This is a genomic window from Limnobacter sp. G6BE5S (assembly GCF_058448965.1).
Genome location: NZ_JBZFLM010000001.1, coordinates 194,860 through 221,450, shown reverse-complemented (window position 1 = coordinate 221,450; position 26,591 = coordinate 194,860). Strand labels below are relative to the sequence as shown.

25 protein-coding genes are annotated in these 26,591 nt (G+C 50.5%); 15 read left to right on the top strand and 10 right to left on the bottom strand.

What is annotated here, in order from left to right:
- Positions 1–61: 61 nt before the first annotated feature.
- From ACVL1J_RS01070 to ACVL1J_RS01060, 3 genes are read right to left on the bottom strand one after another with little or no spacing between them, the layout of a single operon-like run.
- A complete protein-coding gene (locus tag ACVL1J_RS01070; RefSeq protein WP_491665060.1) occupies positions 62–544 on the bottom strand; it encodes a helix-turn-helix domain-containing protein in 483 nt (160 codons plus the stop codon).
- A 47-nt stretch (positions 545–591) separates the two neighbouring features.
- A complete protein-coding gene (locus ACVL1J_RS01065) occupies positions 592–948 on the bottom strand; it encodes a HesB/IscA family protein (RefSeq protein WP_341238236.1) in 357 nt (118 codons plus the stop codon).
- A gap of 1 nt (position 949) precedes the next feature.
- Positions 950–1,450 carry a DUF4864 domain-containing protein gene (locus tag ACVL1J_RS01060; RefSeq protein ID WP_159568057.1) on the bottom strand — a complete coding sequence of 167 codons (501 nt, stop codon included), beginning with the start codon at positions 1,448–1,450 and terminating at the stop codon, positions 950–952.
- Between the two features lie 208 nt (positions 1,451–1,658).
- Between ACVL1J_RS01060 and ACVL1J_RS01055 the strand changes: the two genes are divergently transcribed.
- From ACVL1J_RS01055 to ACVL1J_RS01020, 8 genes are all read left to right on the top strand, one after another.
- Positions 1,659–3,905 carry a PhoX family protein gene (locus tag ACVL1J_RS01055; RefSeq protein WP_394673351.1) on the top strand — a complete coding sequence of 749 codons (2,247 nt, stop codon included), beginning with the start codon at positions 1,659–1,661 and terminating at the stop codon, positions 3,903–3,905.
- Positions 3,906–4,042: 137 nt separating this feature from the next.
- Positions 4,043–6,019: a S8 family peptidase gene (locus tag ACVL1J_RS01050; protein ID WP_394673352.1), complete on the top strand. Its 1,977-nt coding sequence runs from the start codon at positions 4,043–4,045 to the stop codon at positions 6,017–6,019.
- A 65-nt stretch (positions 6,020–6,084) separates the two neighbouring features.
- The gene (locus ACVL1J_RS01045) at positions 6,085–7,167 is read left to right on the top strand and encodes an AI-2E family transporter (protein ID WP_159568060.1); all 1,083 of its coding nucleotides are present in this window, start codon (positions 6,085–6,087) and stop codon (positions 7,165–7,167) included.
- Positions 7,164–8,348 (top strand): O-antigen ligase family protein, encoded by a 1,185-nt coding sequence (locus ACVL1J_RS01040; RefSeq protein ID WP_394673353.1) that lies wholly within the window; start codon positions 7,164–7,166, stop codon positions 8,346–8,348. Before ACVL1J_RS01045 ends, ACVL1J_RS01040 begins: the two co-directional genes overlap by 4 nt.
- A complete protein-coding gene (locus ACVL1J_RS01035) occupies positions 8,345–9,598 on the top strand; it encodes a glycosyltransferase family 4 protein (protein ID WP_491665059.1) in 1,254 nt (417 codons plus the stop codon). The genes ACVL1J_RS01040 and ACVL1J_RS01035 overlap by 4 nt, the downstream gene beginning before the upstream one ends.
- Complete coding sequence (locus ACVL1J_RS01030; protein WP_394673355.1) at positions 9,595–10,227, top strand: GNAT family N-acetyltransferase; 633 nt, start codon at positions 9,595–9,597, stop codon at positions 10,225–10,227. The genes ACVL1J_RS01035 and ACVL1J_RS01030 overlap by 4 nt, the downstream gene beginning before the upstream one ends.
- A complete protein-coding gene (locus ACVL1J_RS01025) occupies positions 10,224–11,411 on the top strand; it encodes a DegT/DnrJ/EryC1/StrS family aminotransferase (protein WP_394673356.1) in 1,188 nt (395 codons plus the stop codon). Before ACVL1J_RS01030 ends, ACVL1J_RS01025 begins: the two co-directional genes overlap by 4 nt.
- A gap of 5 nt (positions 11,412–11,416) precedes the next feature.
- A complete protein-coding gene (locus ACVL1J_RS01020; RefSeq protein WP_394673706.1) occupies positions 11,417–12,010 on the top strand; it encodes a sugar transferase in 594 nt (197 codons plus the stop codon).
- Here the strand turns inward: ACVL1J_RS01020 and ACVL1J_RS01015 are convergent.
- Positions 11,997–13,835 carry a polysaccharide biosynthesis protein gene (locus ACVL1J_RS01015; protein ID WP_394673357.1) on the bottom strand — a complete coding sequence of 613 codons (1,839 nt, stop codon included), beginning with the start codon at positions 13,833–13,835 and terminating at the stop codon, positions 11,997–11,999. The genes ACVL1J_RS01020 and ACVL1J_RS01015 overlap by 14 nt on opposite strands.
- Before the next feature lie 182 nt (positions 13,836–14,017).
- On the opposite strand from ACVL1J_RS01015, the gene ACVL1J_RS01010 reads away from it, so the two are divergent.
- The 3 genes from ACVL1J_RS01010 to ACVL1J_RS01000 are packed head-to-tail and all read left to right on the top strand — an operon-like array spanning position 14,018 to position 17,178.
- Positions 14,018–14,977 carry a glycosyltransferase family 2 protein gene (locus tag ACVL1J_RS01010; RefSeq protein WP_491665058.1) on the top strand — a complete coding sequence of 320 codons (960 nt, stop codon included), beginning with the start codon at positions 14,018–14,020 and terminating at the stop codon, positions 14,975–14,977.
- 10 nt (positions 14,978–14,987) lie between these two features.
- Positions 14,988–15,812, top strand: coding sequence for a glycosyltransferase (locus ACVL1J_RS01005; protein ID WP_491665057.1), 825 nt, complete (start codon positions 14,988–14,990; stop codon positions 15,810–15,812).
- Positions 15,796–17,178, top strand: coding sequence for a flippase (locus ACVL1J_RS01000; protein WP_394673359.1), 1,383 nt, complete (start codon positions 15,796–15,798; stop codon positions 17,176–17,178). The genes ACVL1J_RS01005 and ACVL1J_RS01000 overlap by 17 nt, the downstream gene beginning before the upstream one ends.
- Here the strand turns inward: ACVL1J_RS01000 and ACVL1J_RS00995 are convergent.
- The 4 genes from ACVL1J_RS00995 to ACVL1J_RS00980 form a co-directional block, all read right to left on the bottom strand.
- Positions 17,147–18,400 (bottom strand): glycosyltransferase, encoded by a 1,254-nt coding sequence (locus ACVL1J_RS00995; RefSeq protein WP_394673360.1) that lies wholly within the window; start codon positions 18,398–18,400, stop codon positions 17,147–17,149. The two genes, ACVL1J_RS01000 and ACVL1J_RS00995, sit on opposite strands and share 32 nt — an antisense overlap.
- Before the next feature lie 18 nt (positions 18,401–18,418).
- Complete coding sequence (locus ACVL1J_RS00990) at positions 18,419–19,258, bottom strand: class I SAM-dependent methyltransferase (protein ID WP_491665056.1); 840 nt, start codon at positions 19,256–19,258, stop codon at positions 18,419–18,421.
- On the bottom strand, positions 19,255–20,148 hold the full coding sequence (locus ACVL1J_RS00985; protein ID WP_491665055.1) for a glycosyltransferase family 2 protein: 894 nt from the start codon (positions 20,146–20,148) through the stop codon (positions 19,255–19,257). Before ACVL1J_RS00985 ends, ACVL1J_RS00990 begins: the two co-directional genes overlap by 4 nt.
- A 62-nt stretch (positions 20,149–20,210) precedes the next feature.
- Positions 20,211–21,149: a UDP-glucuronic acid decarboxylase family protein gene (locus tag ACVL1J_RS00980; RefSeq protein ID WP_394673363.1), complete on the bottom strand. Its 939-nt coding sequence runs from the start codon at positions 21,147–21,149 to the stop codon at positions 20,211–20,213.
- A gap of 84 nt (positions 21,150–21,233) precedes the next feature.
- Between ACVL1J_RS00980 and ACVL1J_RS00975 the strand changes: the two genes are divergently transcribed.
- Positions 21,234–22,400, top strand: a complete 1,167-nt coding sequence (locus ACVL1J_RS00975; RefSeq protein WP_491665054.1) for a nucleotide sugar dehydrogenase — start codon at positions 21,234–21,236, stop codon at positions 22,398–22,400.
- Positions 22,401–22,414: 14 nt separating this feature from the next.
- Here the strand turns inward: ACVL1J_RS00975 and ACVL1J_RS00970 are convergent, their stop codons facing one another.
- Entirely contained in the window at positions 22,415–22,822 is a 408-nt protein-coding gene (locus ACVL1J_RS00970) for a type II toxin-antitoxin system VapC family toxin (protein WP_491665053.1), read from the bottom strand.
- 3 nt (positions 22,823–22,825) lie between these two features.
- Positions 22,826–23,086 carry a type II toxin-antitoxin system Phd/YefM family antitoxin gene (locus ACVL1J_RS00965; protein ID WP_491665052.1) on the bottom strand — a complete coding sequence of 87 codons (261 nt, stop codon included), beginning with the start codon at positions 23,084–23,086 and terminating at the stop codon, positions 22,826–22,828.
- 168 nt (positions 23,087–23,254) lie between these two features.
- On the opposite strand from ACVL1J_RS00965, the gene ACVL1J_RS00960 reads away from it, so the two are divergent.
- The 3 genes from ACVL1J_RS00960 to ACVL1J_RS00950 all read left to right on the top strand — a co-directional run bounded on the left by ACVL1J_RS00960 (position 23,255) and on the right by ACVL1J_RS00950 (position 26,575).
- Positions 23,255–23,728 carry a DUF6795 domain-containing protein gene (locus ACVL1J_RS00960; RefSeq protein ID WP_491665051.1) on the top strand — a complete coding sequence of 158 codons (474 nt, stop codon included), beginning with the start codon at positions 23,255–23,257 and terminating at the stop codon, positions 23,726–23,728.
- A gap of 1 nt (position 23,729) precedes the next feature.
- Positions 23,730–24,914 (top strand): lipase family protein, encoded by a 1,185-nt coding sequence (locus tag ACVL1J_RS00955; RefSeq protein ID WP_491665050.1) that lies wholly within the window; start codon positions 23,730–23,732, stop codon positions 24,912–24,914.
- A gap of 533 nt (positions 24,915–25,447) precedes the next feature.
- Positions 25,448–26,575, top strand: coding sequence for an MraY family glycosyltransferase (locus ACVL1J_RS00950; RefSeq protein ID WP_491665049.1), 1,128 nt, complete (start codon positions 25,448–25,450; stop codon positions 26,573–26,575).
- Positions 26,576–26,591 lie beyond the last annotated feature (16 nt).

Below are 26,591 nucleotides of genomic sequence, written 5' to 3'. Positions count from 1 at the left end.
ACTCTGCATTCATCAAGCGAAGCACTTGCTCAATGGCTTGGTGGTGTGTGCGTTTAAACATTCAAATTTTGTCCTTTGAGTCAGGCTCAAATGTCGCACGCAGTTGATCAATCAACTTTCTTTCTTTCGCAGAAACTGCTGCTTCATCAATATGCCGCCAGTTGCGTACATAAATGTCCCAAGCCTGTTGCGGTGTAAGCCAATCCGTGCCTTGCACATGCCAGGCCAGCAGTTTCAGTTGTGGATATTTTTTTAAATCGATGTTGTCGGAAACCGCATCGGCCGCAGTGGTACCCTTTGCAATAATTCCGCACGTCAAGCCCAATGCGGCAACCACGGCCCAATAGGCCCCGGCAGCCACAGAGGCTTCGCCCAGTTCAATTCGGTGCAAGGTCGTGCGGGAAAGGCCGGCAGCAGTAGCCACCGCATCGGCACTTAGCTTATTGGCCTTGCGGTGTTGCTTCAATTGTTGCCCCAAGGCAAGCAATTGCTCGCGGGGCGCTGAGGTTTTTAGATCAAATTTGGCTGGCATCTTGTTTCCCATTCTATACAAAAATCAAATTTTGTATAGAACCAGAAACAAGTTGTGGTTTATTCCACCGAAAAGCTTGATCCACACCCACAGGTGCTTTTCGCTTGCGGGTTGTTGAATACAAAGCGTGAAGCCAGGGTGTGGGCTTCGTAGTCGATCGTGGTGCCCTCCAGGTACGGGGCGCTCACCGGGTCTACATAAATGTGAATGTAGGGGTTGATTTGCAGCAGAATGTCGTCCTCGTCGGTTTCGCGGGCCAGGTCGATTTTGTATTCAAAGCCCGAACAGCCGCCCCCCTGCACATACAGGCGGATCATCGCCGGTTTGTGCATGTTGTCGCGCAGGTCAAGAATTCGTTCCTGGGCTGCGTCGGTCAGGGCAATGTTACAAGTGGGGGTTGCGGCTTCGGTGCTCATGTCAAATCAGGTCGGTTTCCGCTTTCTCGGTCTCACAGCTGGAAATCCTCCAACTGCCGTCCGGGCGCTTCTGCAACACGTAGTATACGTTCCACAGGGTTTTTTGGCGGTCGATCATTTGCACAGCGTGTAGAGCGTTGCTTCCATCGGTCTCGAATTTCACAAAACGCACGGTCACCGGTTTCACGACCACGTCGTAGCCCTCACGCACCATTTGCATGAAAGTTTCGGCATCGCCAAACATGGTTTGTACATTGGGAGTTGCGTAGGAAAAGGCCTTGGGGCCATCGTCTTGCCTGAAGGCTTCGAGCTGGGCTTCGATTACTGCACGGGTTTCTCGCCTGTCACCGGTTTCGTCCGCATGGGTCAAGCTGGCTGTAAACGCTGCTACAAGGCCTGCTGCAAAAATAAGCAGCCAGAGTTTCCATATTCGTTGTCGAAAGCTGTTTTCTTTGTCTAGTCTGTACTTACGCCTGGGAACTTCTTTGGTTTGATTCGACATTTACTAACTACCTCCAATGGAATCAATCGCTTGGCGTTCAAGTTTGCCACGAACATTCCGGCCGAACAAGTCAAAATATCGAACCCGCCTGAAACGCCCATCCCGCTTTGTTGAACACTTGTTCAGGATGACATATTTCTTTAAAAAAACTCACACAACCTTGTAATACAGCGACCAGACAATCCTCGAGTCTTACATGGAGGTCGAGATGTCATCAATCACTAAAAAAGAGCTGGAAGTGCTTTCCAGCCCAACATTCCAGCAAATCATTAATCATCACTTGGAAAACCCCTCACGCCGGAGCATTTTGAAAGGTTCCGTGGGCGTAGCCGCATTGGGTTTTCTGGGTTTGTCCGGTTGCGGTGGCGGTGGTGATGGTGCGGTAGCCAGCACACCCGGCGCAACACAACTGAACGCCGTGGGTTTCAGTTCCACACCATTGAGCATTGCAGACTCCGTTCAAGTGGCTGAAGGCTATCAGTTCCAGGTGCTGTACAAACTGGGCGACCCCATTGCTTCGGGCGTTTCCGAGTACATGAACGACGGCTCCGACGCAGCCAACAACCCTTCTGAATTCCAGTTCCGCTCTGGCGATCACCACGACGGTATGTACTTTTTTGGTCTAGGTGCTGATAACACATGGGATCCAGAGGCGGGTGACCGCGGCTTGCTAGTCATTAACCACGAGGCGATTACCGAGCTTTTCCTGCATGCCAACGGCCCAACCAGCGTAGCGGGTGTGCGCGATTCAAACGAAGCGCTGAAGGAAATGTACATTCACGGTGTGTCGGTTGTCGAAGTGCGCCGTGGCAGCGATGGCCAGTACAGCGTGGTGCAAAACAGCGCATTCAACCGCCGCATTCATACATTGACCGACATGGAAATCAGTGGCCCCTTGCGCGGCGTAGCAGCCATGGTCACCAAGTACTCTACAAACGGCACCCGCACTCGCGGCACCATTAACAACTGTGCTTCCGGCTACACGCCTTGGGGCACTTATTTGACCTGTGAGGAAAACTGGGCTGGTTACTTCGGTAACAGCAACAACACAGGTCGCAGCGAGAACGATCAAGCCTCCATGCGTCGTTATGGTGTTCGTACATCCGGCAATGGCCGCGAAGGTTGGAACACGGCCAGCGAAGTCGGCCAGGTTGGCGAACCGTTTAGCCGCTGGAATGTTGGCATTGTGGGCGCGACAGCAGCCGACGACTATCGCAACGCAGCATTCACCTACGGCTGGAACGTAGAAATTGACCCATTCCGCCCAACCACCACACCGAAAAAGCGCACCGCCATGGGCCGTTTTGCTCACGAAGGCGCATGGGTAGGCCCAGTTGAGGCGGGCAAGCCCGTGGTGTTCTACATGGGTTGCGATTCCCGCTACGAATACATCTACAAGTTTGTATCTACTGCCAACTGGGACCCAGCCGACATGAATGGTGGTTTGCAGTCTGGCGACAAGTACCTCGACTTCGGCAAGCTGTACGTGGCCAAATTCGATGCTGATTTCACGGGCGACTGGCTCGACCTGGCCACAGTGGCCAACGGCACCATGATCACTTCAGTGCGTGGTTCTGGCTCGCTGAGCACAGCTGCCATTAACTACACTGTGACCGATGCCAACGAACAATTCCTGAACACACGCTTGCTGGCAGACATTGCAGGCGGTACACCCATGGATCGTCCAGAGTGGGGTGGTGTCAACCCACGCAACGGCGAGGTTTACATGACCTTGACCAACAACACCAGCCGCCGCGTGGCCGACCCAGCCAATCCACGTGTTTACTTTGATCGGGATGACGATGCGGATGGCATTGGTGATTCTGGTTCACAAGGCAACGTGAATGGTCACGTAATCCGTTGGAAAGAAGACGGCAGCGAGCCGGCTGCCACCGGATTCGAGTGGGACATCTACCTGTTCGGTGCAGAGGACGACGACATCAACAATCCGAACGTCAACCTGTCTGGTTTGACTGAAGAAAACGTACTGTCTAGCCCAGACGGTTTGTGGTTCTCTGAAAAAACCGGCGTGCTCTACATTCAAACCGACGACGGCGCCTTTACCGACACCACCAACTGCATGTTGGTGGCTGCGGTCCCAGGCGAAGTAGGCGACGGCGAAACAGTGACCGTCGACAACACCAAGGCAGGCGGCGGAACAGTGTCCACGCGAATTGGTACCGTTGGCACATTGCGCCGCTTGGTAGTGGGCCCTCGCGACTGTGAAATCACAGGTTTGACTGAATCTCCCGACGGCAAAGCGCTATTCATCAACATTCAGCACCCAGGTGAGGACACGGATGACTTGAATGCACCGACCAGCTCATGGCCTTATGCATTGGCTGGCGGCGGGTTTGGTAACCCGGCAGCAGGCGAAATGCCCAACGCAGGAAGTCGTCCACGTTCAGCCACCATTGTGCTGACACGTACCGATGGCGGTGTGATCGGTCAATAAACCAGTCAGCAGTTCATGTAAGTTGATGCAGTACCCCATTCACCCCGCAGTGTGCACGCGCTGTGGGGTGAATCCGTTCTAAGTCTTTCGCGGTAAGAAGTAGTGGCCGGTTCGGCTTACAAAAGCAGGGGACAAACTTGAAGCAGTGTGTTGTCAAATATTCCATAGTCGCCTTGTTGGCAGGTGCCGTGTGTACCACAACAGCTTTTGCTCAAACAGCCGCGCCCACGCCCACACGCTGGGTTATCAACGCAGCTGGCGCAACGCCCAATGCCATGCCCAGCGGCATGATGCAGCAGCTTCAAACCACACTTGGCGTGCCTGTAAAAATGGTGCGCCCTTTGCTTCAGCCCAACAGCTACCTGGTTGAAATGCAGAGTCTGCCCGTGCTGGGCAGCCTGCAAACGCCGCAAGCCATTCGTACTGCGCTTCAGGCCCTGCCCGGCGTGCGTTTTGCAAGCCCCGATATTCAATTGCAGCGCACCGCAGTGCCTGCGCCCAACGACGGCAGCTACGCAGCCAACCAGGCCAGTTACATGAACACGGGCGCCTATGCTTCGCTGCGCATGCAAGAAGTGTGGGAGCAAACACGCGGAAGCAGCAACGTGGTAATCGCAGTGCTCGATTCGGGTGTGTTGTTCGAGAACCCGGAACTGAAAGGCCGCCTGTTGCCGGGCTACGACTTTGTCACCCGCGCCACCCCACCCACAGGTGAACGCGAATTGGGAACCGTCATCAATTCGGGTTCCAACGATGGCGATGGTCGCGACCCCGATCCCTCTGATCCTGGCGATGCGCCGCCCCCCGGCTTTACCTGCCCCGATGGTTCAACCACCAGCTCATGGCATGGCACCACTGTGGCGTCGGTGGCTGCAGCCCAATCCAACAACGGCCAGTTTTTGGCGGGCATGGACTGGAATGCCAAGGTGCTCCCCGTGCGGGTCTCTGGCCGGTGTGGCATTGCCACCAGTTCCGATATTGTCGATGCCTTTTACTGGGCCACAGGTTCTGGCCGGGTCGACCCCACCATTGGCGTGAACCCCAACCCTGCCAATGTGATCAATTTAAGTTTTGCCACCGACACCCCCTTGCTTGGCGGCGGTTGCGCCGCCGCTGACATGGTGGCTTTGGCCATTGCCGACGCGCGGGCTCGCAATGTGTCGGTTGTCATTTCTGCAGGCAATAATTCCGGTGGCGCGGTGCAGTACCCTGCCAATTGCGCAGGCACCATTGCTGCAGGCGCGGCTGAGCAAGATGGCCAACTGGCCACTTACACCGCCAAGGGTGGCAGCAGCAGTTTTTTAACCTTGCATGCACCAGGCAACAGCAACGGGCGGTATGTGGGGGCCAGCAACACCGGTGAATCCACGCCCAACCCAAATGGCAGTAGTGCATTTTTGTTCGCAGGCACCAGCTTTTCCGCACCCATGATTGCAGGCGCCATTTCTTTGCTCAGGGCCGCACGGCCCAGCCTTACGCCCAGCGAAATCGAGACCATTTTGCGCAACAGCGCCTTGCCTTATCCAGCCAACGCAGACTTCACACAAGGCCTATTTGGTTTTGCACGCCGCAACTGCACCAGCACAGCCTGTGGCGCAGGTTTGTTGAATGTGGTGGGTGCTTTGCAAGCCACGCGTGAATCAAGCAATGCCTTGCCCGTGGCCAATGTGCAGCAATCTGCAGTGGTGGCCAGCAACGGGCCGTTCACGCTGAATGGTGACTTGTCGACCAACAGCGCCGGGAGTAGCGCCAACCTAAGCTACAGTTGGCAACAGGTGTTTGGCAACCCAGTGGCGCTGGCTGGCACCACAAACAGCAGCTTACAGGTGCAATCGGGCATGGCGGGCAATATTGCCGAATTCGCACTTACGGTAACCGACACGGCGACCAACCGCAGCAACACCAGCGTGGTTCGCCTGGCCAATGTCAGTGCCAACGAACGTACATTTACCCCCAGCGTCGATTCTTCTGGTGGTGATACCTCCACAAGCACAAGTCCGGTTTCTGCCACGCAGGGCGGTGGCGGCGGGGGTGGTGGTGCCATGGGCCTTGCAGGTCTGTTGGGGCTAGGCATCTTACTGGCGGTTTGGCGCCGTATCCTTGGGGTGAACTGATCAAGTTGGGATAGAATCGGGAAAACCTTGGTCATACCTAACCCAACAAGCAGCCAAGAGATTCCATGTCCAACCCCGCACAGCATCAAAACAATCACGCCATTCGGTGGGAGTACGCCGCCGTAGTTGGCATACTGGCCATTTGGATCAGCATGTTGAGCCTGAAAATTGGCGTGGGCCTTATCGCTGGCCTGGCCATTTTTGCGCTTACCCGTTTTACCCGCCGGGGCTTTGTGTACCTGCTGCAGCCCCACATCAATAAATTCAACGGCCCCTTCATGCGTGGGCTGTTTGGCTGGCTGCCCACATTTTTAACCACTGCGGTGGTGGCAGCAGCGGTGGTGTTGTTGGGTATCGGGGTTAACAGCGGCGTGCGTTTTGTGCTGGCCACCATGGCGCAGCAAGGTCCGCAATTGATAGAAGAAGCACTGCGCAACCTGAACTCGGTCACAGCCAGCCTGCCAGACGCCATTCGTGAACACATTCCCGGTAAGCCCAGCGAATTGTTCCGCATGATCAGCAAAGACGACAGCGATTTCGTGGGCTACATTCGCAGCTTTGGTGGCGCCAGCTTTTTCATATTCCTGCAGTTTGTATTCGCGCTTATTTTGGGTGTGTCTGCCGCTTTAATGGCACCCGCTTCGCCTGGCCACAGTGGCCCCTACAAACCCCTGGCACAGGCCTGGCTAGAAACACTCGAACGTTATGTGCGCTGCTTCACCTTGCTCATGGGCGCGCAGGTGTATGTCAGTATCTGGAATACCTTCTGCACCGCCGTGTTCATCTACGGCATCTTGCCCGCATTCGAGGTGGTGCTACCGTTTCGCGAACTGCTCTTGATGTTCACCGCCGTGGCCAGTCTTATTCCCGCAGCCGGCAACATCATGGCCAATACCCTTATTTTGGTGCTGACCATTCGCTACGGTGTTTTTGTGGCCATGGGGTCGGTGCTTTACCTGTTCATCATTCACAAGCTTGAATACTTCGTGAATGGCTACATCATTGGCCGCAACGTGCGCGCCAGCGTGCCCGAAATGCTCATCGCCATCATTCTCGGCGAGGTTGCCTTTGGTTTACCCGGGCTAATTACAGCGCCAGTTACTTATGCATTTCTTAAAATGCACTGGCAGCGGTGGGGGTGGGTTTGAGTTTTGTTCAACGGGTCAACCCGGCCTGGTTTTTAGCGGGGGCAGCGTTTTTTTTGCCGATTAAACCTGCGCCTGTTAATTTGTTGCTGGCGTTGGCTTTGGTGTTTGTGCTGGTCAATCAATCAACGCGAAGTCGCCTTGCAAGTTTATTCAAACACCCAATTTCTCTTGCAGCCTATGCACTCATCGCATGGCTGCTCATTACGCTTTTTTTCGAAACAAGTAATTTTGATTCAGCGCGCGACTATCTCAGCAAATATCTTCGGCTTTTGCTTCTGCCTTTCCTGGCTGCAGCCTTTCTAAACAAGCAAGAAACCGTCACCGTGCTTGATGTTTTTTGCATGGGTGTATTTGTTAGCGTACTTGGCAGTTTTGCTGTGGCGTTTGGTTTTTTTCCATGGCCCGAAGGTTCTGAATCGCCTTTGTTATTCAAGCTGCACATTACCCATAACTTTTTCATCGCCCTTGCAACTGGTTATGTGGCCTATCGATTGCGCATGCAATGGTCAAACATCCAGGTGTGGGTTAAAGCAGTGGTGTTGGTGGCATTGGCACTGACCTTGTACAACTTCTTCTTTATGGTAGAAGGTCGGTCTGGCTGGGTTGCCATGGCAGTGCTTCCTGTAGTTGTTGCTTATCAACGTATCGGGTTCAAGGGATCCTTGCTTGCAGCTGTAGCGGTGTCTGTTGTTTTGTGTGCCTTGTATTTTGGTTCAGACTTTTTCCATACACGGGTCAATGCAGTGTTTATCGAAGTGCAACAATGGGTCGATGGGCAAGCCATTGCGCAAGACACCAGCAATGGGCGCAGGTTAAGCTTTTGGTTACATTCACTCGAAGCTTTTGTGCAAGCGCCGTGGTTCGGTTACGGCATGGGTGGTTTTGAGTCGGCTGTAACGCCCCATGCACAAGCTGCCGGTTTCACATTTGAATTCAATAATCCACACAATCAGTACCTGTTGTTCGCAGTGCAAGGTGGCCTACTTGCCTTGGTGCTTTACGGCATTTTTATCGGTGCGGTATTGCTGCGCAATCAATCACAGCACCTTGTATTGCTTCATGGATTCATATTGGCCTACGTATTGCTGAACATGCTTAATTCGTTTCACTACGATTTTGCAGAAGGTGTGTTCTTTGTGCTTGGTTTGGCCGCACTGGCTTTTCCTGTAGATCAATCATGAGCAAGCCAAACAACTCAAAATCTGTCTTGTTTTTAAGTCAATGGTTTCCGCCTGAACATGCGCCCATGGGTTATATGCTCAAAGAGCTTGCGGAAAACCTGGCCGCACAGGGCTGGGAAGTTGAAGTTGTCACTGGCTTTCCCAATCACCCCAGTGGCAAAGTGCAGGCACCCTATGTCAAGCAGCGCATTCTGCGTGAAATGATGGGCAATATAAAAATTACCCGGCTTTGGTTGTACACCTCTGAAACACGAAGCTTTATTAGTCGTGCACTGAATTTTCTAAGCTTTGTGCTCAGTAGCTTTTTCTACCTGTTAAGTTGCAAAAAACCCAACTTGGTGTTTGCGGTGCTTCAACCATTGCCGTTGGGCGCCACGCTTACCCTGCTGGCCAAACTGCGTGGTTTCAAACTGATCTTTAATGTTCAAGATCTACATCCTGATGTATTGGTTGATCTTGGTTTGATCAAAAGCAAACCTGTTATCAAGGCATTGAAGTGGATTGAACAAACCGCTTACCGGCAAGCCGACGGTTTGGCAGTAATTTGTCAGGGTTTTAAAACCCATGTCGAACAACATGGTGCTTCAGGTTCAATCGCAGTCATTCCAAACTGGATCGACATTGACGAAATAAAACCCCAGCCCGAGCAAGGGCTGCTTGTTCGTCAAATGGCCCGTATTCCCAGCCATGCAGCTGTGGTGCTTTACGCCGGAACCATCGGTCATGTGTCTGGTGCGCAAGTGGTTGTGCAAGCTGCAAAACTGGCCGCTTCCAACAGCAATTTACATTGGTTGTTTGTAGGCGATGGCCCCTTGCTGCCTCAGTTGCAGCAGTTGGCGCAAGAATTGCCAAACGTGCACTTTCTGCCATTTCAACCGCGGGAACTGTTACCCGCAGTTCAAAATTGCGCAACCATTTCAATGGTCAGCTTGTTGCCGGGTAAGGGTACCTTCTCTGTGCCCAGCAAAGTACTGGGCTACATGGCGGCTGGCAAAGCCGTTGTGGCCAGTGTCGATGTACAAAGTGAAACTGGTCGCTTGGTTCAGCGGGCCGAATGTGGTGTGGTGGTTGAACCCGGTAGCCCGCAAGCCTTGTTGCAGGCTGTTGAGCAGTTGCTTTCCAATCCGCAAGGCATGTTCATTGCAGGAGCAAACGGACGCCAATATCTTGAACAACACTACAGCCGCACACAAGTGTGCGCACAGTATGCTGATTTTTTTCAGCAAACCATTCAAGGGCCGGTGCAATGAACACGCCTGCGCCTATTCAAATTCGTCCGGCCCAGCCCAATGACATTTCACAAATGGTGCAAGTACATTTGCAAGCGTTCCCCGGTTTTTTTCTCACATTAATGGGGCCACGCTTTCTAAGCCTGTTGTACAGCGGTTTTCTGAATCACCCCAGCGGAATTTCATTGGTGGCTTGCCCCCAAAACAATGCAGCCGAAGTGCTTGGATTCGTCGCAGGCACTACCCAACCGCAGGGGTTTTTCTTGCAACTGCTCAAGCAACGCTGGTTGGCGTTTGGGCTGGCTTCCCTGTGGCCTTTGTTGCGAAAACCAAACCTGGTGTTTATCAAACTGTGGTCAGCCTTGTTTTATCGTGGCGAGTCTCTGCCCGATTTACCCAATGCGGCTTTACTCAGCAGCCTGGGTGTTCAACCTGCTGCGCAAGGTCAGCAAATCGGCCAACAATTGGTCAACGCATTTCTGGCCCATGCGCAAACTGCCGGGGCCCCTGCCGTGTACCTTACAACCGACCAAAGTAACAACACCAAAGCCAATCAGTTTTATACACGGCTTGGCTTTAGGCTGGCGGGCACCTGTAAGCGTCCGCATGGTCGTATACTCAACCGATATTCAATCAAGTTAAACGCATGAGCACCCAACCATTTTTGCCTTTTGCATTGCCAGAAATTGGCGAAGAAGAAATTCAGGAAGTGGCCAACTGCCTGCGTTCAGGCTGGTTAACCACCGGTCCAAAAACCCGCCAGTTTGAAACGGATTTCGAAGCCATGTTGAACGCGGCAGGCGGTGGCATGGCGACCGGCGGTCAGCCCGTTCAAGCCATCGCTGTAAACTCTGCCACCGCAGGTTTGCATTTGGCGCTTGAGGCAATTGGTATTGGCCCCGGCGATGAAGTAATCGTGCCCACGCACACCTTCACCGCCACAGCCGAGGTGGTGCGTTATCTGGGTGCCGACCCAGTATTTGTCGATGTGCTTCCCGGTAGCTTGAATATCAACCCAGCCTTGGTTCGCAGCGCAATTACTCCCAAAACCAAAGCAATCATGCCTGTGCATTTCGCGGGCCTGGCCGCCGACATGGCGGAAATCATTGCCATTGCCCGCGAACATGATTTGAAAGTAGTGGAAGACGCCGCGCATGCTTTGCCTTGCCTGGTCGACGGCATTGCGGTGGGTAATTTGCAAACCGATGCGGCCGTGTTCAGCTTCTACGCCAACAAAACCATTACCACCGGCGAAGGTGGCATGGTGGTTTCGCGCAATCCAGAATTGATCAAACGTTGTAAAACCATGCGCCTGCACGGCATTAACCGGGATGTATTTGATCGTTTTACATCCAAAGCGCCCAGCTGGTACTACGAAGTGGTGGCGCCCGGTTTTAAGTACAACCTGACGGATTTGGCCTCTGCCATTGGTATTCATCAGCTAAAAAAAGCCGAACTGTTTCGCGCAAAACGCCAAGCCATTGTTGATCAATACAATCAAGCCTTTAAAAACCTGCCGGTTGTTTTGCCTGAAGGTGCAGCCAGCAATGGTCTTCATTCCTGGCATCTGTATGTGCTGCGTTTAAGCGATGCATGCACGCTTACGCGCGATCAATTTGTTGAGGCACTGTACGCCCAAGGCATTGGTTGCAGCGTGCACTACATCCCTTTGCATTTGCAGCCCTATTGGCGAGAAAGCTACCACCTTAAGCCCGAGCAATTCCCGGTCAGCCAAAAGGCGTTTGAACGCATGGTGTCCATTCCCCTGTATTCAAAAATGACACAAGCGGAAGTGGATCGGATAATTGTTGCTATTCAACAAACCCTGGCTTGAATCACGTGCTCAAACGAACCTTCGATTTCGTACTCGCGTTGTTTGGTGTGCTCTTGCTGAGCCCCATGCTCTTGCTTGTGGCTTTACTGATCAAACGCGACTCGCCTGGCCCCGTATTTTTTCGGCAAGAACGAATTGGCCGACACGGCAAGCCTTTTCGAATCCACAAATTTCGAACCATGACTGTGGCGCAACCGGGTGCGGCCATGCAAATTACAGTGGGTAACGACTCGCGAATTACCGAAATTGGCACGTTTCTTCGACATTACAAAATTGACGAGCTGCCCCAGCTAATCGACGTACTGCAAGGCAGCATGAGCCTTGTGGGGCCACGCCCGGAAGTACCCAAATACGTGGCCTTGTACCCAGAGCCCACCAAAAGTATTGTACTTTCAGTGCGACCTGGCATTACTGACCTGGCCAGTATCGAATACCGTAGCGAAAGCGAGCTACTGGGCAAAAGCAGCAACCCGGAACAAACCTATGTTGAAGAAGTAATGCCCGCGAAACTGGCCTACTGCGTACAGTATGTGCAGCAGCAAAGTGTGTGGCTGGACATTCAAATTATTGTGCGCACCTTTCTCGCTATTTTGAAATAGAAGTCAGGGCGTCATAAGTCTCACTTTCTGCCTGATAGCCGTCTACCAAGCGAAGCAACAGGTTCTTCAGTTCGGGTACATCGCGCGTTTGCAATATGTTTTGCAAAGCTTCAACTTCTTCATCAAGCGCACTGTTACTAATGCTTTTCTCGTTGGCTTTCATAATGCGTGGGTGCCCGGTTGGTTTGGGATCGTTGCCTATCAATAATTCTTCATACAGTTTTTCGCCTGGGCGCAAGCCAGTCACCTTAATTTCAATATCGCCTTCAGTTTGTCCGGGCTCCTTCACCGTGTAGCCCGCCAAAGTGATCATGCGTTTTGCCAGGTCGATAATTCGTATGGGCTCACCCATATCAAGCACAAACACATCACCACCTTTGGCCATGGCACCAGCCTGAATCACCAATTGTGCCGCTTCGGGAATGGTCATGAAAAACCGGGTCACCTCGGCGTCGGTAATGGTAACCGGCCCAAGTTTCGCAATTTGTTGGCGAAACAACGGCACCACTGAACCGCTTGAACCCAGCACATTGCCAAACCGCACCATACTGAATCGGGTTTTCACATCGGGTTCATCTGCCAGGCTTTGTAATGCCAATTCAGCAAGCCGTTTGCTGGCGCCCATAATATTGGTGGGGCGTACCGCTTTGTCGGTACTGATCAAAACAAAATCGTCCACCCCCAACTCATTGGCTACCTTGGCGGTTAACCGGGTTCCAAGAAAGTTGTTTCGAATGCCTTCAAACGGGTTTAACTCAACCAGTGGCACATGCTTGTAGGCTGCAGCGTGGTACACGGTGTGGGGCTTAACCGCGCTGAACACTTCACGCAGTCGGTGGGCATCGCGCACATCGCCCAACACAGGCGACAGCTGAACCTCGCGGTAAAAGGAATTCACTTTTTGTTGTAGCTCGTGGTGCAGGGCGTACAGCGCAAACTCATTGTTCTCGAATAGCACCAAGCGGGCAGGGCGGGTTGCCAATATTTGCCTGCACAATTCTGATCCAATGCTGCCTCCTGCACCCGTTACCAGCACCACCTTGTTGTGGTTCTTCAGGTTAAGCAGCTCTACGTTTGGTGGAATGTGATCCCGGCCTAGTAGGTCGTCGATATCCAGCTCACGAATGGAAGAATGTTGACTATCTAGGGTTAGGCCCGCCGTTTGAATGTGAACGGGCAAGCCTTTGCATTGCTCAATAATTTGTCGGCGGGTACCCTGCGCACCGCTGCCCAAGGCTATTACCAGGTCAGACACCTCGTAGTTCTCAATGATTTTCCGCAATTCATTCAGCGAGAACACGCGATAGCCCGCCATGTTTCTGCCAATTAGCTGGGTATCGTTTGTTACAAAACCAATTTGAATGTATTCAGGCGAGCCTTTCAATGCGTTGGCCAATTGCACCGCATCATCCCCGGTGCCTACAATCAGCAGGCGGCGACGAAGTACCCGTAAGCGCGGGTCGATGTTGCTTGAAAGCAGCCAAAACCGCGCAAACATGCGCACGCCCACAATAAAGGCACTCAAAATGAAAGGCTGCAGAATGCCAATTGACCGCGGGTTGGGTGGAATATAAAAAGCCAGCACCACAGTTGTGTAAATAGCGGCATACACAACCACTGCTTTCAAAATTTGCTTGATCGCCGCTAGGTCGGTGTAGCGAAAAATTGCCCTGTACAAGCCGAAGTGAATAAATATTGGCAAAGCCAGCAAAGGGCCAAACCAATAGGGAATCCATTCATTGCTGTGGGGCACGTGCATGCCATCAATGCGCAGGCTGAACGCCAGCCAGGTGGCTGCAATGCCCAGCGCGAAGTCTGCAGCCATTACCAATATTTGCTTGGCCCAGCGCGGTAGGCCGATTAGGCGTTCAGATTTCAAAGTGACCTTTGAACAAAAGTAGATTGATCAGAAATTTACTCGATGATAATACTAGAGGCTCTGCGCAATGCGTCTTGCCGATGTTACAGGGTAAAATAAAGCAATCCACAAAATGACCCGTTCAATCAATGGCAACTCAAAATGCGGTACTTCTGCTGGTTTTCAACCGGCCAGACGTCACCGAGCAAGTTTTTCAAGCTGTACGGGAAGCCCGTCCACCGCGCTTGTACATCGCGGCCGATGGTCCGCGCCCTAGTCGACCAGACGATCAGCACACAACAGCACAAGTGCGCGAGGTCTTTGCTCAAGTTGATTGGCCTTGCCAGGTGCATACTCGATTTCTGGAAGAAAACCTGGGCTGCCGTAATGCAGTTTCAAGTGCAATCGATTGGTTTTTTAGTCACGAAGAGCAGGGTATCGTGTTGGAAGATGACGTACTGCCTTCCCCAGTATTCTTCGAATTCTGCGACACCATGCTCGAACGTTACAAACACGACGAGCGTGTGTTTTCTGTAGTTGGCAACAATCTGGTTGAGCCATGGTACAAGCACCCGGAAAGCTATTTTTTCTCAAAAGTGTTTTTCGTGTGGGGGTGGGCAAGTTGGCGAAGGGCCTGGCAGCACTACGATGTAAATATGGCACGCTGGCCCACTACTAAAAAGAAGCAAAATTTGCTGCCGTTAATGCCTAAACACAGGCTTCACGCTGGCTACTGGAAGCTTGTATTTGATCTGGCTTACAAAAATCAAATTTCAACCTGGGATCATCAGTGGACCTACACGCATTGGGAAAACCAAGCGTTGTGCGTTACTCCCTCCCAAAATCTTGTTCGTAATATCGGGTTTGGTGTTGATGCTACGCACACATCAGGAAGTGATCCCGAGTATATAAAGCGATTGCAGGTGGCATCGCAAATAAACACAGGCAATACAACCTCCGCTGTAACCGATAACGTTCAGTACTATGAACATATGTCCCAACGAGTATTGGGCATTTCGGTGCTCACTTGGATAAGGCTCTCGCTTAGGCGGTTCCCCAAGTTCTTTAGCCAACTGAAGAAAATATCAAATAAGCTTCGAGCTGCGTAAGGAATTGAAGATGCCAAGTAGTAATTGCCTGGTTAGTATTGTGATGCCCACGTGGAATAGCATGCGTTACATCCAAGAATGTATTGCAAGTTTGCTGGCACAAACACACAATAACTATGAATTACTTGTGTGCGACGGCGGCTCAACAGATGGCACATTGGAATATCTTGAATCAATTGGTGATCCGCGGATACAAATTGTCTCAAGGCAAGACACTGGCTTAGTCAATGCTTTAAACATCGGTTTTTCGAAGACAAGTGGCGACATATTGTGTTGGCTTAATTCCGACGATCGCTACTTGTGCAACAACACCCTGGCTCGGGTGGTCGATAAATTAAAATCTGGTGATCTTCAGTTTGTTATTGGCGGGTGTGCCATGTTGGCAGAAAACGGTCGAATAATGCGTTACCTCTTGCCATGGATCCCTCAACCGCCTTTCAAATACCGCGGGCATAGCAATTGTTTTACAGGCAGTCTTTTTTTTAAAAAAGCAGCTTGGGCCAAATTCGGGCAATTTTCTGAGCAGAATAAATATGCATTTGAATATGAATTGGTTCGTCAGTTGATGGCATTTCCCCAGCAGGGTTGCATTCTGACAGGCGCCCCTGTCGCAGGCTTCAGACTTCGACCCGATTCCGTCAGTGGTGCAAATAGTCACGCAATGGCGCTCGAAAGAAATACGGTTGTTGGAAATATCGTCCATGAAAATGCACCGCTGAAGCATCAGTTAATCCGTTTGTACTCCTATGCAATACTAGGCTTGCTGCCCACGTTCATTCGATACCTGCGCGCAAATCGCAACACAATGGCAGTGCGCAATGTTTGGAAAAATTAAGCAAACACTAACTGGTTTGTCTCAGCGCCCCAATTTAATGGCTGCCTTGCGCAATCTTGGTTGGTTGGGGTTTGATCGTGTCTTCAGATTGGGGGTCTCATTTGTTGTCACGCTGTGGCTGGCCCGGTATCTTGCCCCGGAATTGTTTGGGGTATACAACTATGCAATCGCCTTTACCGCTTTATTCTCAGTACTAGCTGCGCTTGGATTGCAGGGCGTAGTTGTTCAATTGTTAATTGATAAGCCAGATCAAATCGGTGAAACACTGACAAGTGCGTTCGTTCTCCAATTCATCGGAGGAGTAGTTTCAGTACTGGCTGGTCTCGCAATTGCGATTTTCCTACATGACTACGAAGACAGTATTTTGGTCGCTGTCTTATCCCTTAGCGCAATCAATTTGTTTCGTTTTACAGACACGATTCGATTCTACTTTGAGGCCAAAGTGCAGTCGAAGCAGTTAGTTATATTCGAAGGAGCTGTATTTTCATTGATCGTGCTATTAAGAGTCATATTTATAGTTACGGCATGGCCTTTGATGTATTTTATCTGGTTACTTGTATTGGAGGCTTTCTTAACTGCGGTTGCATTTGCAGTATTGTTCTTCAAAAATTTTGATGTCAGAAAACTTGCTTTTGTGCGTGATAGTTTTTTTGGGCTTTTAAAAATGGCATGGCCATTAACATTGGCCATGATGGCTACGATGCTTTACATGCGGACGGATCAGGTTATGTTGGCGTCCATGTTGGGTCAGCAAGCCGTGGGTATATATTCTGCGTCTGTCCGACTCACTGAAATTTGGTATGTTTTGCCCAGCATTGTTGTCAGTTCAGTATTCCCGAGAATTTTACTTGAAATGCGGAGTAATCTAGATCGTGCCAACCGAGCTACAGATCTGCTGCTGTTTGGTTTTGCAGTAGTGTCACTTCTGGTCGCTGCCGCGGTATCAATATTTTCGATAAACATCGTTTCATCTCTATTCGGACTCGATTACCTTGAAGCAGCTCCGGTATTGAGCATTCATATATGGTCTTCACTGTTTGTATTTTCAGGATTGCTAAGTAGTCGCTGGCTAGTCGCTATGTCAATGCAACAATTTGTACTGATATCAACCGCGCTGGGTGCGATCGTTAATATTGGATTGAACTACTTGCTAATCCCCTTGTATGGAGTCGCGGGTGCTGCTTGGGCCACATTGATTGCCCAGCTTGTTTCCAGTGTGCTGATTAATGCATGTCACCCCGTTTCTCGTCGTTTTTTCATTGCCCAGATTTCGGCCTTGAGTCTAGTTTCCGGTTTAAGTTTGCTGAGATGGTGGCGACTAAATTCAAGTGCAGCTAACTCTTTGGGTGGCAAGAATTCAGAATGACTCTCTGATAAAGGTTTTCGTGAAGACGGGCAACGTTAGTGTCCAATACCTTGTCTCGGATAGAGTTGGCCACGCGAGTTTGAGAGTCCTGAAGGCGCGACAACGCAATCGCTTGAATAATACATTTTTGCAAGTCAAGCGTATCGTACGGAGTCGCTAGATAGCCGTTATTGCCATGGTCCACAATATCTTTCAGGCCACCGATATTGAATGCGGTTATAGGCGTTCCGCACGCTAGAGCCTCTGTTGCGGTTTGTCCGAATACTTCTTGTCTGGACGGAACAACCATTACGTTCGCCGCGCTGTACGTCAGACGTAGTGAAGCATCATCATGAAGATGTCCCATGTAATGCGTAATGAATCCTTGAATGACTTCTTGCGAAGGTCGGCTTTGTCCAAATATCACAAGTTCATATTCATTTCCGCTTTCTCTTAGGTGTTCTAGTGCATCTCTCAATAGTGAGAAACCTTTTCTCTTGTCTGCGTGGCCGCCAAGCGCGCCAAACAAAATTAGCTTCTTGTCGATCGGTAGCTTCAGTATCTGTCTTGCAGCGACGCGATCAATTGGGGTCCATGATGTAGTATCCAGTCCATTCGGAATTATTTTGGTCTGCCATTTTGAAGTCAATGGGCTGCGTTGAGTACAATCGGCTAACCATTTACTAGGAGCAACAATCGTGATGTTGTCACACCAGTATTTGTTTTTTCTGTTCCAAACCCAACGATCAAGGACATGATTTTTACTCAATGCAGGTAACGCAACTTGTACTGAATAACCCGTTTCCCAGTCATCGTTTTCCGAATAATGCTCTGCGCCGCAGAATGGCCACATATCGTGGAAGGTCCAAACGATTGGTTTTTTGATCGCACTAATGTCTCGGATCGAGAGCATTTCTCTATTGATCCAGTGAAGGTGAACCAAGTCAGCGTTAGATCTATTTATTCTTTTTACCCATTTGGACGGTAACAGGGCAAATGAAAGAAATGATCGCTCGCGCTTTTTGGAAAAGAACTTTGGTAGCTGACCGAGATAGGGGCGAATTTTAGTCAAAATCCTATCGAGACGACTTTCAGGTTGAAAGACCGTCGGTAGATCGGAGATTTTTTCATCAACCCATAATTCTGAATCTATACCGATCTTTAGTAGCGCTTGATGTAGGCGCATTGAGGCCCTTGCAGCACCTCCATTCAAATCGCTCGATGAAAGATGCAAGACTTTCAATTGACGTTGACCTCCAACTTAAATCCGAATGCTTATAATTCTGAATGCCAAAGTAACTAATGGACCTACTACCTTAGCAACAACGTTTGCTGTAAAAGCCAACCTCTTTTTGAGTTCTCCTTTGCGAACAAACATATGGGCGTGAGGCGTACCCTCTACCGTTCCAATGTAAACCATCCCCATGGTACTCATCACATATTTAAAAGTGTGGCGTAGATAGAATGTACGTGGCAAGTGGCAATCAATCACAGGAAAAAAGCAGTTCGCAAAAACTGCAATTCCTCCAACGTGTAGGTGCTTACAAATTTCGTAAGCTAAAGTAATCGGGTTCTCAACATGTTCCAGAATGTCCTGCGCAACAATGCAGTCATAGTTTTCTTGGAGGTTTGGGCGCATGTTGATTGATGGAATCGACGAAACGCGATACGTGCCAAATTTCGAAGGAAAAGGTTCGATTACATCGATCTCTATTGTTGGGTTGGTTTGTGCGATTTTTAACGCAAGCTCGCCAAAGCCACCTCCAAAGTCAGCCACTCGTTTTGCTTTTAGTTTTGAGATGGCAATAGCGATGGATTGCCTGTGTGCAGCACTTTCAGGGTCAACAGAGGTGAAAATGCCGTTCACTATCCATACAGGGTGTGAATAGAATTCACCGATATTCTGCTCTGAAAGTTTTTTGCGATTATTCAATTTAAGGTTATGCCAAACCTTATTGAGCTCATCACACACCCATTGAACGTCGGGAGTTTCCTCCGGTAGGTCTTTGAGATAGTTAGCCTCGTTTGTTGAAAGAAATTGCTCAGGAATCTTGAATCCCCAGATATCAAGCTCATTCGACGCGTCGGTGTTGAAATTCACTTTTGGCGACTCCATCGCTGAGTTATTAATGAGAATCTATATCGGAGCGATGCCATCAGCCTGTTGATGGTCCAAGAATGCATCTGAATTTCGAACACCTGATCAAGTGTCCATTTGTCAGCTTTTTCCGAAGCGGCTACTGGTTCCGGGTGCTTTATTGGCCAATCGAGCTCCCCTGTTTGAACATTGGCAAGCTTGCTCTCTGCACTTGTGGTGTGTGTTGCATTGGGGCCGAAACCAATATTGGTCACCAAATTACGTTTTGGAATACAACTAAGCCAACCGTTCTTGAAGCAAGTAAATACCCATTGGTAGTCCCAAGTGTCTATCTCGCCTTGGTGCACCTTCGCAAACACTGTGCTCCAGTATTTGACCGCTTTTCGATTGTCTGCAAAAACTTGAGTTTCAAGAAATTGTGGGCCAAGGCTTGGCCAATCAGACATTCCAACATCGTATTCTTTCCACGCTCGTCGCCATGTGGCCCAACCCCAAATGTGGCTAAACTTTGAAAAGTAATAGCTTTCTTCAGGTGTCCAAGTTGAGGAAATAAAATTGTCCCCGGTTATAGAGCCTACCTTGGGTTCGTCGCGATACTTCTCGAGAAGTTCATCACAAAATCTAAAAAAATCTGGCGCAGGCAAGCAATCATCCTCAAGAATGATTCCTTCAGGTTCATTGTCAAAAAACCAATCAATTGCACTGCTTACCGCTTTTTTGCATCCCAGGTTTTTGCTGCGCAGTAGGGTCTTGACCTCGCAGGGCCAGTCCACTTCTTGTGCTATTTTGCGGGTGTGCTCACAAATGTCGGCTTCGCCTGCACGGCTTTCTCGTGGCCCGTCTGCCGCAATGTAAAGCCGTGCTGGCCTTGCCTTGCGAATGGAATCGAACACTCTAGCGGTAGTGTCCGGGCGGTTGAAGATCAAAAATAATATCGGGCTTCGAGTCATCAATATTATGCAGGCAGATTTTTGAAGTATTCGATCGTTTTTTTCAACCCATTTTCCAAATTCACCTTTGGCTCCCAACCCAGCTTGTTTTTAGCCAATTCAATATTGGGTTGACGCTGCTTGGGATCATCTTGCGGCAATGGCATAAAGGTCAGCTTGCTGCTTGAACCTGTTAGTTCAATTACTTTTTCGGCCAACTCAAGCATTGTGAATTCACCTGGGTTGCCCAGGTTCACCGGCCCGGTAACACCGGGATCGGTGTTCATCAAACGAATAAAACCTTCAATCAAATCGTCTACGTAGCAAAAGCTGCGGGTTTGGCTGCCGTCGCCAAATATCGTAATGTCTTGCCCCTTCAAAGCCTGCACAATAAAGTTGCTCACCACTCGGCCATCATTGGGGTGCATACGCGGGCCATAGGTGTTAAAAATGCGGGCAACTTTAATTTCCAGGTTGTGCTGGCGGTAGTAATCAAAAAACAAGGTCTCGGCGCAGCGCTTGCCCTCGTCGTAGCAACTGCGAATGCCAATCGGGTTTACGCGCCCCCAATATTCCTCTGGTTGCGGGTGTACTTCCGGGTCGCCATACACCTCGCTGGTGCTGGCCTGGAAAATTTTTGCTTTAACACGCTTGGCCAGGCCAAGCATATTGATTGCGCCGTGCACACTGGTTTTGGTGGTTTGCACTGGGTCGTGCTGATAATGCACCGGGCTTGCAGGGCAGGCCAGGTTGTAAATTTGATCTACCTCGATGTAAAGCGGAAACGTTACATCGTGCCGAATCAATTCAAAGTAGGGGTTGCTCAGCAAGTGAGCCACATTTTCCTTGCTGCCCGTAAAGTAATTGTCTGCACAAATTACCTCGTTTCCCTCGGCCAGCAGTCGCTCGCACAGGTGCGAACCCAAAAAACCTGCACCACCAGTTACCAATATTCTGCTTTTCATTCGTTCGTGTTCCGCTTTTGTGCTTTGCGCAATCCGTTATTCTAAAGCCATTCAACATTCACAGGGCGCTAGCCCAGCATACTCATGAAAATAGCAATTGCAGGCACGGGCTATGTAGGTCTTTCAAATGCCATGCTTCTAGCCCAGCACAACGAGGTTGTGGCCTTGGACATTATTCAGGCGAAGGTGGATTTGTTAAATCAAAAAAAGTCACCCATTCACGACGCTGAAATTGAAGACTTTCTGACCAACAAGCCACTGAACTTCAAAGCCACAACCAACAAAGAAGAAGCCTACGTGGGCGCAAGCTTTGTAATTATTGCCACCCCCACCGATTACGACGCGCAAACCAACCACTTCAACACCAAATCGATTGAAGCGGTGGTGGCCGATGTGCAGGCCATTAACCCACAAGCCACCATGGTGATCAAAAGCACCATACCTGTTGGTTACACCGAGCAACTTCGTAAAAGGCTGAATACAAACCAAATCATATTCAGCCCTGAATTCTTGCGTGAAGGCAAAGCCCTGTACGACAACTTGTACCCCAGCCGCATTGTGGTGGGTGAACAAAGCGAGCGTGCCCAGCAATTCGCAGCCCTGTTGCAACAAGGTGCTATCAAGCAAAACATACCCACCCTGTTCACTGGAAGTACCGAGGCAGAGGCCATCAAACTGTTTGCCAACACCTACCTGGCCATGCGCGTGGCCTACTTCAACGAGCTAGACACCTATGCCGCAACGCACGGTTTGGATACTCGCCAAATTATCGATGGCGTAAGCCTGGACCCCCGCATTGGTAACCACTACAACAACCCAAGCTTTGGTTACGGTGGGTACTGCTTGCCCAAAGACACCAAACAGCTGTTGGCCAATTACAGCGATGTGCCACAGAACATGATTCAAGCGATTGTAGAAGCCAACACCACGCGTAAAGACTTCATTGCAGCCGACGTGGTGGCAAAGAACCCGAAGGTGGTGGGTATTTACAGGCTGGTTATGAAGGCTGGAAGTGACAACTTCAGGTCATCTGCAATTCAGGGAATCATGAAACGCATCAAGGCCAAGGGCATTGAGGTGATTGTGTACGAACCCGTGCTGCAAGAACCGGAGTTTTTCCGAAGCAGGGTGGTGAACAACCTGGAACAGTTCAAACAGCAAGCCGACATTATTCTGTGTAACCGGCATGTTCAAGCACTCGCCGATGTGGAGCACAAGATATACACCCGTGATTTGTTCGGAAGCGATTAATTTCGAAGCCAACGCTAGCGATGTTCAAAAGGATTCAACTGCACCACACCAAACCTGTGAAAATCTCTGGTGTTGCGGGTCACCACAGTCAACTTATTCGCCAAGGCGGTAGCTGCAATCATGGCGTCTTCCAGTGCTGTGTCGGTTTCTCTGTGCATCAATTTCGCCCATACTCGAAAGCACTCTGCATCCATGGGCAGCACTTTAAAGGTTGCCTGCAATTTATTCAGCCACCGTTCTATTTCCTCGGCTTTGTTCTCATCTTGTTCTCGAGTTCTTTCGATTCCGCTTTGAATTTCGGCCAAGGTAAATGCACTGAGATAAAGCAAATGCTCGGGAATGTTCTTGATCCAAGCCAGAACTGCGCCGTGGGGTTTTGCCTTTCGGAGTTCGGAAATCACGTTGGTGTCCAGTAGGTACATGGTTCAGCCTTCCAGTCCGCTTAACTTTCGGCGCTTTAGATGCCCCCTGGGTGGCACAAGGTATTCCGTACGTGCTTCCTCGGCAAGTAGCAAGCTTTTCAGGCTAGGTTGGTTTTGTTGGGTCAGTCTGATCCATTCCGCGATAGGCACTAACACTGCTTGTTCCTCACCGCGTCGGCTAACAGCTTGTGGGCCGTCGCGAAGGCAGGTGTCGAGCAGTTCGCTGAATCTGGCTTTTGCATCTTGAACGGGCCATGTTTGCATTCAATTTCCCTAGGTGACTAGTTATCTGACTAGTTTAAACGGGTGCGCTTGTCCATGCAAGGTGTGGCAGCTCCAGCCCCATCCTGATTACACACCTAATCTGGTTTTTGCCTCCCGCCCCACCTGGTGCTAGCGTGTTTGTTTATCCAAAACGGACAGGCTTAAACCATGCACCGCTTATTGCTCGCCTTGGTATTGCTGCTGCCCCTTGCACCCCAGCCCACGGAGGCTTTTGTGTTCAAAAAAATTGTGTACTGCTCGCCCATTGAAGGGCTCATTCATTGGCAAGGGAAGCCGCTGGCCAATGTTGTTACTACACGTGAACTGTATAGCGGAGGTTTTGAAGGCGGTAAGTACACCGACACAACCACAACAGACAGTGAAGGGCGCTTCAAGTTTGGAGTGGTTCAGGAACGCAGGTTTTTGAGGCCAGATTTGTTGTCTGCGAATCCAAATATTTCGCAACTCGTTTGGCTTTCACACGAGGGGCATCGATACGCAATCTGGTCTCACACCAAATACGAGTTCAACGAAAGAAGTGAAGCAAATGGTGGGGTCATAAGAATCGATTGCGACTTATCTACTTATGAGCAGTACGACCATGGTCGTATTGTTCGATGCAAACACAACGGGGGTATCTAAAATGAATCAACTAACACCCAATCAAATTTATTTGCTCTCAGAGGGTGCTTACAAGGCAAAGGGAAGGGACTCTGTTGCACTTAAGGATCAGCTTGGAATCTCGTTGCCATTCATTGATCTCAATTCTCTCAAAATCATCACCGCCACCTCTGGACTCATCACTCCCGTTGCCAGCGGCTTTGGTTTCATGGCCCAACTCAACGGTGGTCGTTCTCGCGAAATCGTCATCGCCACCCGTGGCACAGCCACTTGGGCTGACGCTGGTACCGACATCAACGCAATCCCAACTCTTGGGCCCACCGGCCACGCCATCCACAAAGGTTTCGGCACCACCTTTAAAAGCTACGTTCAACAGCTCAACGAATTCATCAAACAACAAAACCTGGGTTTCAAGCCCACTGCGGTCCACTGCATGGGCCACAGCCTGGGCGGCGCGCTGGCCAATCTCAATGCTGCGGCTTGCGCTGAGCTCGGCTTGAATTCATACCTGTACACGGTGGCTGCACCGCGGGTGGGCATGGTGCCGTATGCCGAACACCTCAGCAAAAAAATGAATGCAGCGCATGTATATCGCGTAGCCAACGAGGCCGACATTGTCACCATGGTGCCGTGCTACCCCTTTGTTCATGCACCCTACGTGCATGGCACCTACTTGCTCGATGCCGGTTGGCTGAATATCAACCCAGCCATGCACAAGCTTGCCAACGGCTACAGCAGCATGGTCAACAGCACCTGGAAGCAAATGCAAAGCCACACCAGGGGCAAGCAACAGCAACTGGAAAACTCCATGTACCCCGCCAACAACGCTGAAGCAGGGCGGTTCGAACAACTCGCCAAAATGCCCGGTGCCATGTTCAGTGGGCGCTTGCTGAAAATGATCAACAAAGCCATACACGACATGCTTTCTCGCCTTGGGGCACAAAGCCTGCTCAGCGTTAGCCACTACGGCACAGGCGCATTCACTGTGCTCGACCAAATGGCTGAAATTCTCGCCCGCTACGCACAAGCCAGCTACAAACAAACCAAAGAAGTTGTAGGCATGCTTAACGCCATCATGGCTTACCTGGGTCGCCCAACCCACGCATTAGCGGATGCCTCGGTGGCCACTATTCGCTGGGTATTCGGGCTGCTGCACCAGTCGGTCAACACCATGGCCAAACAAGCCATTCAACTGGTGGGGCGATAATTTTCGCAAGTTATTGCTGCGTTTTGATGTGTATTCCAACCCGGGTAACCGCAATCTGACTGTTGTGTCGTTGATTGATGAACAGGTCAGAATAATTTCAGCCCTCGGTTTTTTGTTTCAGGGTTATTAAAAAACTGATTCTCCTCCGTTGCAAAACCAGCCACTCCACCAAATTACAGCTGTCACTTAGCTCGTCGTGGCAGTTCTGTAGGTAAAGTTACGCCCCCTCATTTAGGTCAACAAGTAAATGCATCCACCAGCATGAATGCAGAGTAACAAAGGGTGACAAGCGATTTTGAAAGTTGAAATAGGGTTAACTCTAGGTGGTATACTCGAAAGCCTATGACAGTCATAAAACTGCCATGCTGCGTGTGCACAATTGCGGGGCGCTGTGGCAGGAATGCAGTTTGCTTAACACCTACAAAAATTTACTGTCAACGGAAGTCCTTCGCTGCCGTTTGACACTACTGAAATATTAAAACCAGTCGATCGGTCTTTTTTCGGGTCGGCAACACCAACACATCGGGAGCATCATGCAAACCATTGAGGCTATTAAAGTCTTCTGGCCAGCAGCGTTAACAGGAATTATTTGCTCCTTACTGGCCAGTCTGCTTATTGTGGCCACCAAGCGCTGGCATGGCGCTTTCAGTATGGACGGCACCAATGGCGTGCAAAAATTTCACACTGCGCCCACGCCGCGTATTGGCGGCATTGCACTGGCAGTTGGTTTTCTGGGCACCTGGTTTGTACTTCCCCATGGTTTTACTCAAGGCACAGCCACACTGCTGGGCTTGATTCTAATTGGTGGTATTCCTGCATTTGCGGCTGGTTTGCTTGAAGACTTCACCAAAACAGTGTCGGTTAAAGTGCGCTTGTTCGCCACTGCAGCCAGCGGTTTGTTGGCCGCGCTAATTACAGGCTATTGGGTGAACAGCGTTCACATACCAGGCATTGATTCGCTGCTGGCATTTGCCCCAGTTGGTATTTTGTTTACTGCTTTTGCAATCGCTGGTATTGCAAACAGCGTGAATATTATTGACGGGTTCAATGGCTTGGCCAGCGGCGTTGTTCTTCTTATGCTGCTTACCATTGGCGTTATCGCGTACCGGGTCGACGACACTGCCGTGCTGAACCTGGCCATACTTGGCGCGGCTGTGGTTGCCGGTTTTATGGCGGTTAATTACCCCAAGGGCTTCATTTTCCTGGGCGATGCAGGCGCTTACAGCCTGGGCTATTACGTGGCTGTGCTGGCCGTGGCCTTGGCCATGCGCAACCCAGCAGACGTCAGCCCCTGGGCCATGTTGCTGGTGTGCGGTTACCCGTTCATTGAAACCTTGTTCAGCATTTACCGCCGTGCCAGCCGCAAGCGCAAGCACAACCCCGGTTGCCCCGATGCCTCCCATTTGCACAGCCTTATTTACCGCCGTGTGGTTAGCCGCAAGCTGTTGCCTTACGCCCCTGCCTGGAAGCGCAACGCCTATACCTCGCCTTTTTTGTGGGTTTACTCATTTTTTCCCATGTTGGGCGCAATTTTCTGGCCGGAAAGCCTGGGAATGGTGGTGGCTTGGCTGTTGATCAGCTTTGTGGTTTACCAGCGCATGTACCGGCGCATGTTGCGCTTAAGCATTTACTTCAGAAATCGCAAGGAAATGGCGAGCTAAAGCAGCTTTCTGCTAC

Coding starts and splice junctions, on each gene's coding strand:
- ACVL1J_RS01070 (WP_491665060.1), bottom strand. CDS start 544: ATGGGAAACAAGATGCCAGCCAAATTTGATCTAAAAACCTCAGCGCCC.
- ACVL1J_RS01065 (WP_341238236.1), bottom strand. CDS start 948: ATGAGCACCGAAGCCGCAACCCCCACTTGTAACATTGCCCTGACCGAC.
- ACVL1J_RS01060 (WP_159568057.1), bottom strand. CDS start 1,450: ATGTCGAATCAAACCAAAGAAGTTCCCAGGCGTAAGTACAGACTAGAC.
- ACVL1J_RS01055 (WP_394673351.1), top strand. CDS start 1,659: ATGTCATCAATCACTAAAAAAGAGCTGGAAGTGCTTTCCAGCCCAACA.
- ACVL1J_RS01045 (WP_159568060.1), top strand. CDS start 6,085: ATGTCCAACCCCGCACAGCATCAAAACAATCACGCCATTCGGTGGGAG.
- ACVL1J_RS01035 (WP_491665059.1), top strand. CDS start 8,345: ATGAGCAAGCCAAACAACTCAAAATCTGTCTTGTTTTTAAGTCAATGG.
- ACVL1J_RS01030 (WP_394673355.1), top strand. CDS start 9,595: ATGAACACGCCTGCGCCTATTCAAATTCGTCCGGCCCAGCCCAATGAC.
- ACVL1J_RS01025 (WP_394673356.1), top strand. CDS start 10,224: ATGAGCACCCAACCATTTTTGCCTTTTGCATTGCCAGAAATTGGCGAA.
- ACVL1J_RS01015 (WP_394673357.1), bottom strand. CDS start 13,835: ATGGCTGCAGACTTCGCGCTGGGCATTGCAGCCACCTGGCTGGCGTTC.
- ACVL1J_RS01010 (WP_491665058.1), top strand. CDS start 14,018: ATGGCAACTCAAAATGCGGTACTTCTGCTGGTTTTCAACCGGCCAGAC.
- ACVL1J_RS01005 (WP_491665057.1), top strand. CDS start 14,988: ATGCCAAGTAGTAATTGCCTGGTTAGTATTGTGATGCCCACGTGGAAT.
- ACVL1J_RS01000 (WP_394673359.1), top strand. CDS start 15,796: ATGTTTGGAAAAATTAAGCAAACACTAACTGGTTTGTCTCAGCGCCCC.
- ACVL1J_RS00980 (WP_394673363.1), bottom strand. CDS start 21,149: ATGAAAAGCAGAATATTGGTAACTGGTGGTGCAGGTTTTTTGGGTTCG.
- ACVL1J_RS00975 (WP_491665054.1), top strand. CDS start 21,234: ATGAAAATAGCAATTGCAGGCACGGGCTATGTAGGTCTTTCAAATGCC.
- ACVL1J_RS00970 (WP_491665053.1), bottom strand. CDS start 22,822: ATGTACCTACTGGACACCAACGTGATTTCCGAACTCCGAAAGGCAAAA.
- ACVL1J_RS00965 (WP_491665052.1), bottom strand. CDS start 23,086: ATGCAAACATGGCCCGTTCAAGATGCAAAAGCCAGATTCAGCGAACTG.
- ACVL1J_RS00960 (WP_491665051.1), top strand. CDS start 23,255: ATGCACCGCTTATTGCTCGCCTTGGTATTGCTGCTGCCCCTTGCACCC.
- ACVL1J_RS00955 (WP_491665050.1), top strand. CDS start 23,730: ATGAATCAACTAACACCCAATCAAATTTATTTGCTCTCAGAGGGTGCT.
- ACVL1J_RS00950 (WP_491665049.1), top strand. CDS start 25,448: ATGCAAACCATTGAGGCTATTAAAGTCTTCTGGCCAGCAGCGTTAACA.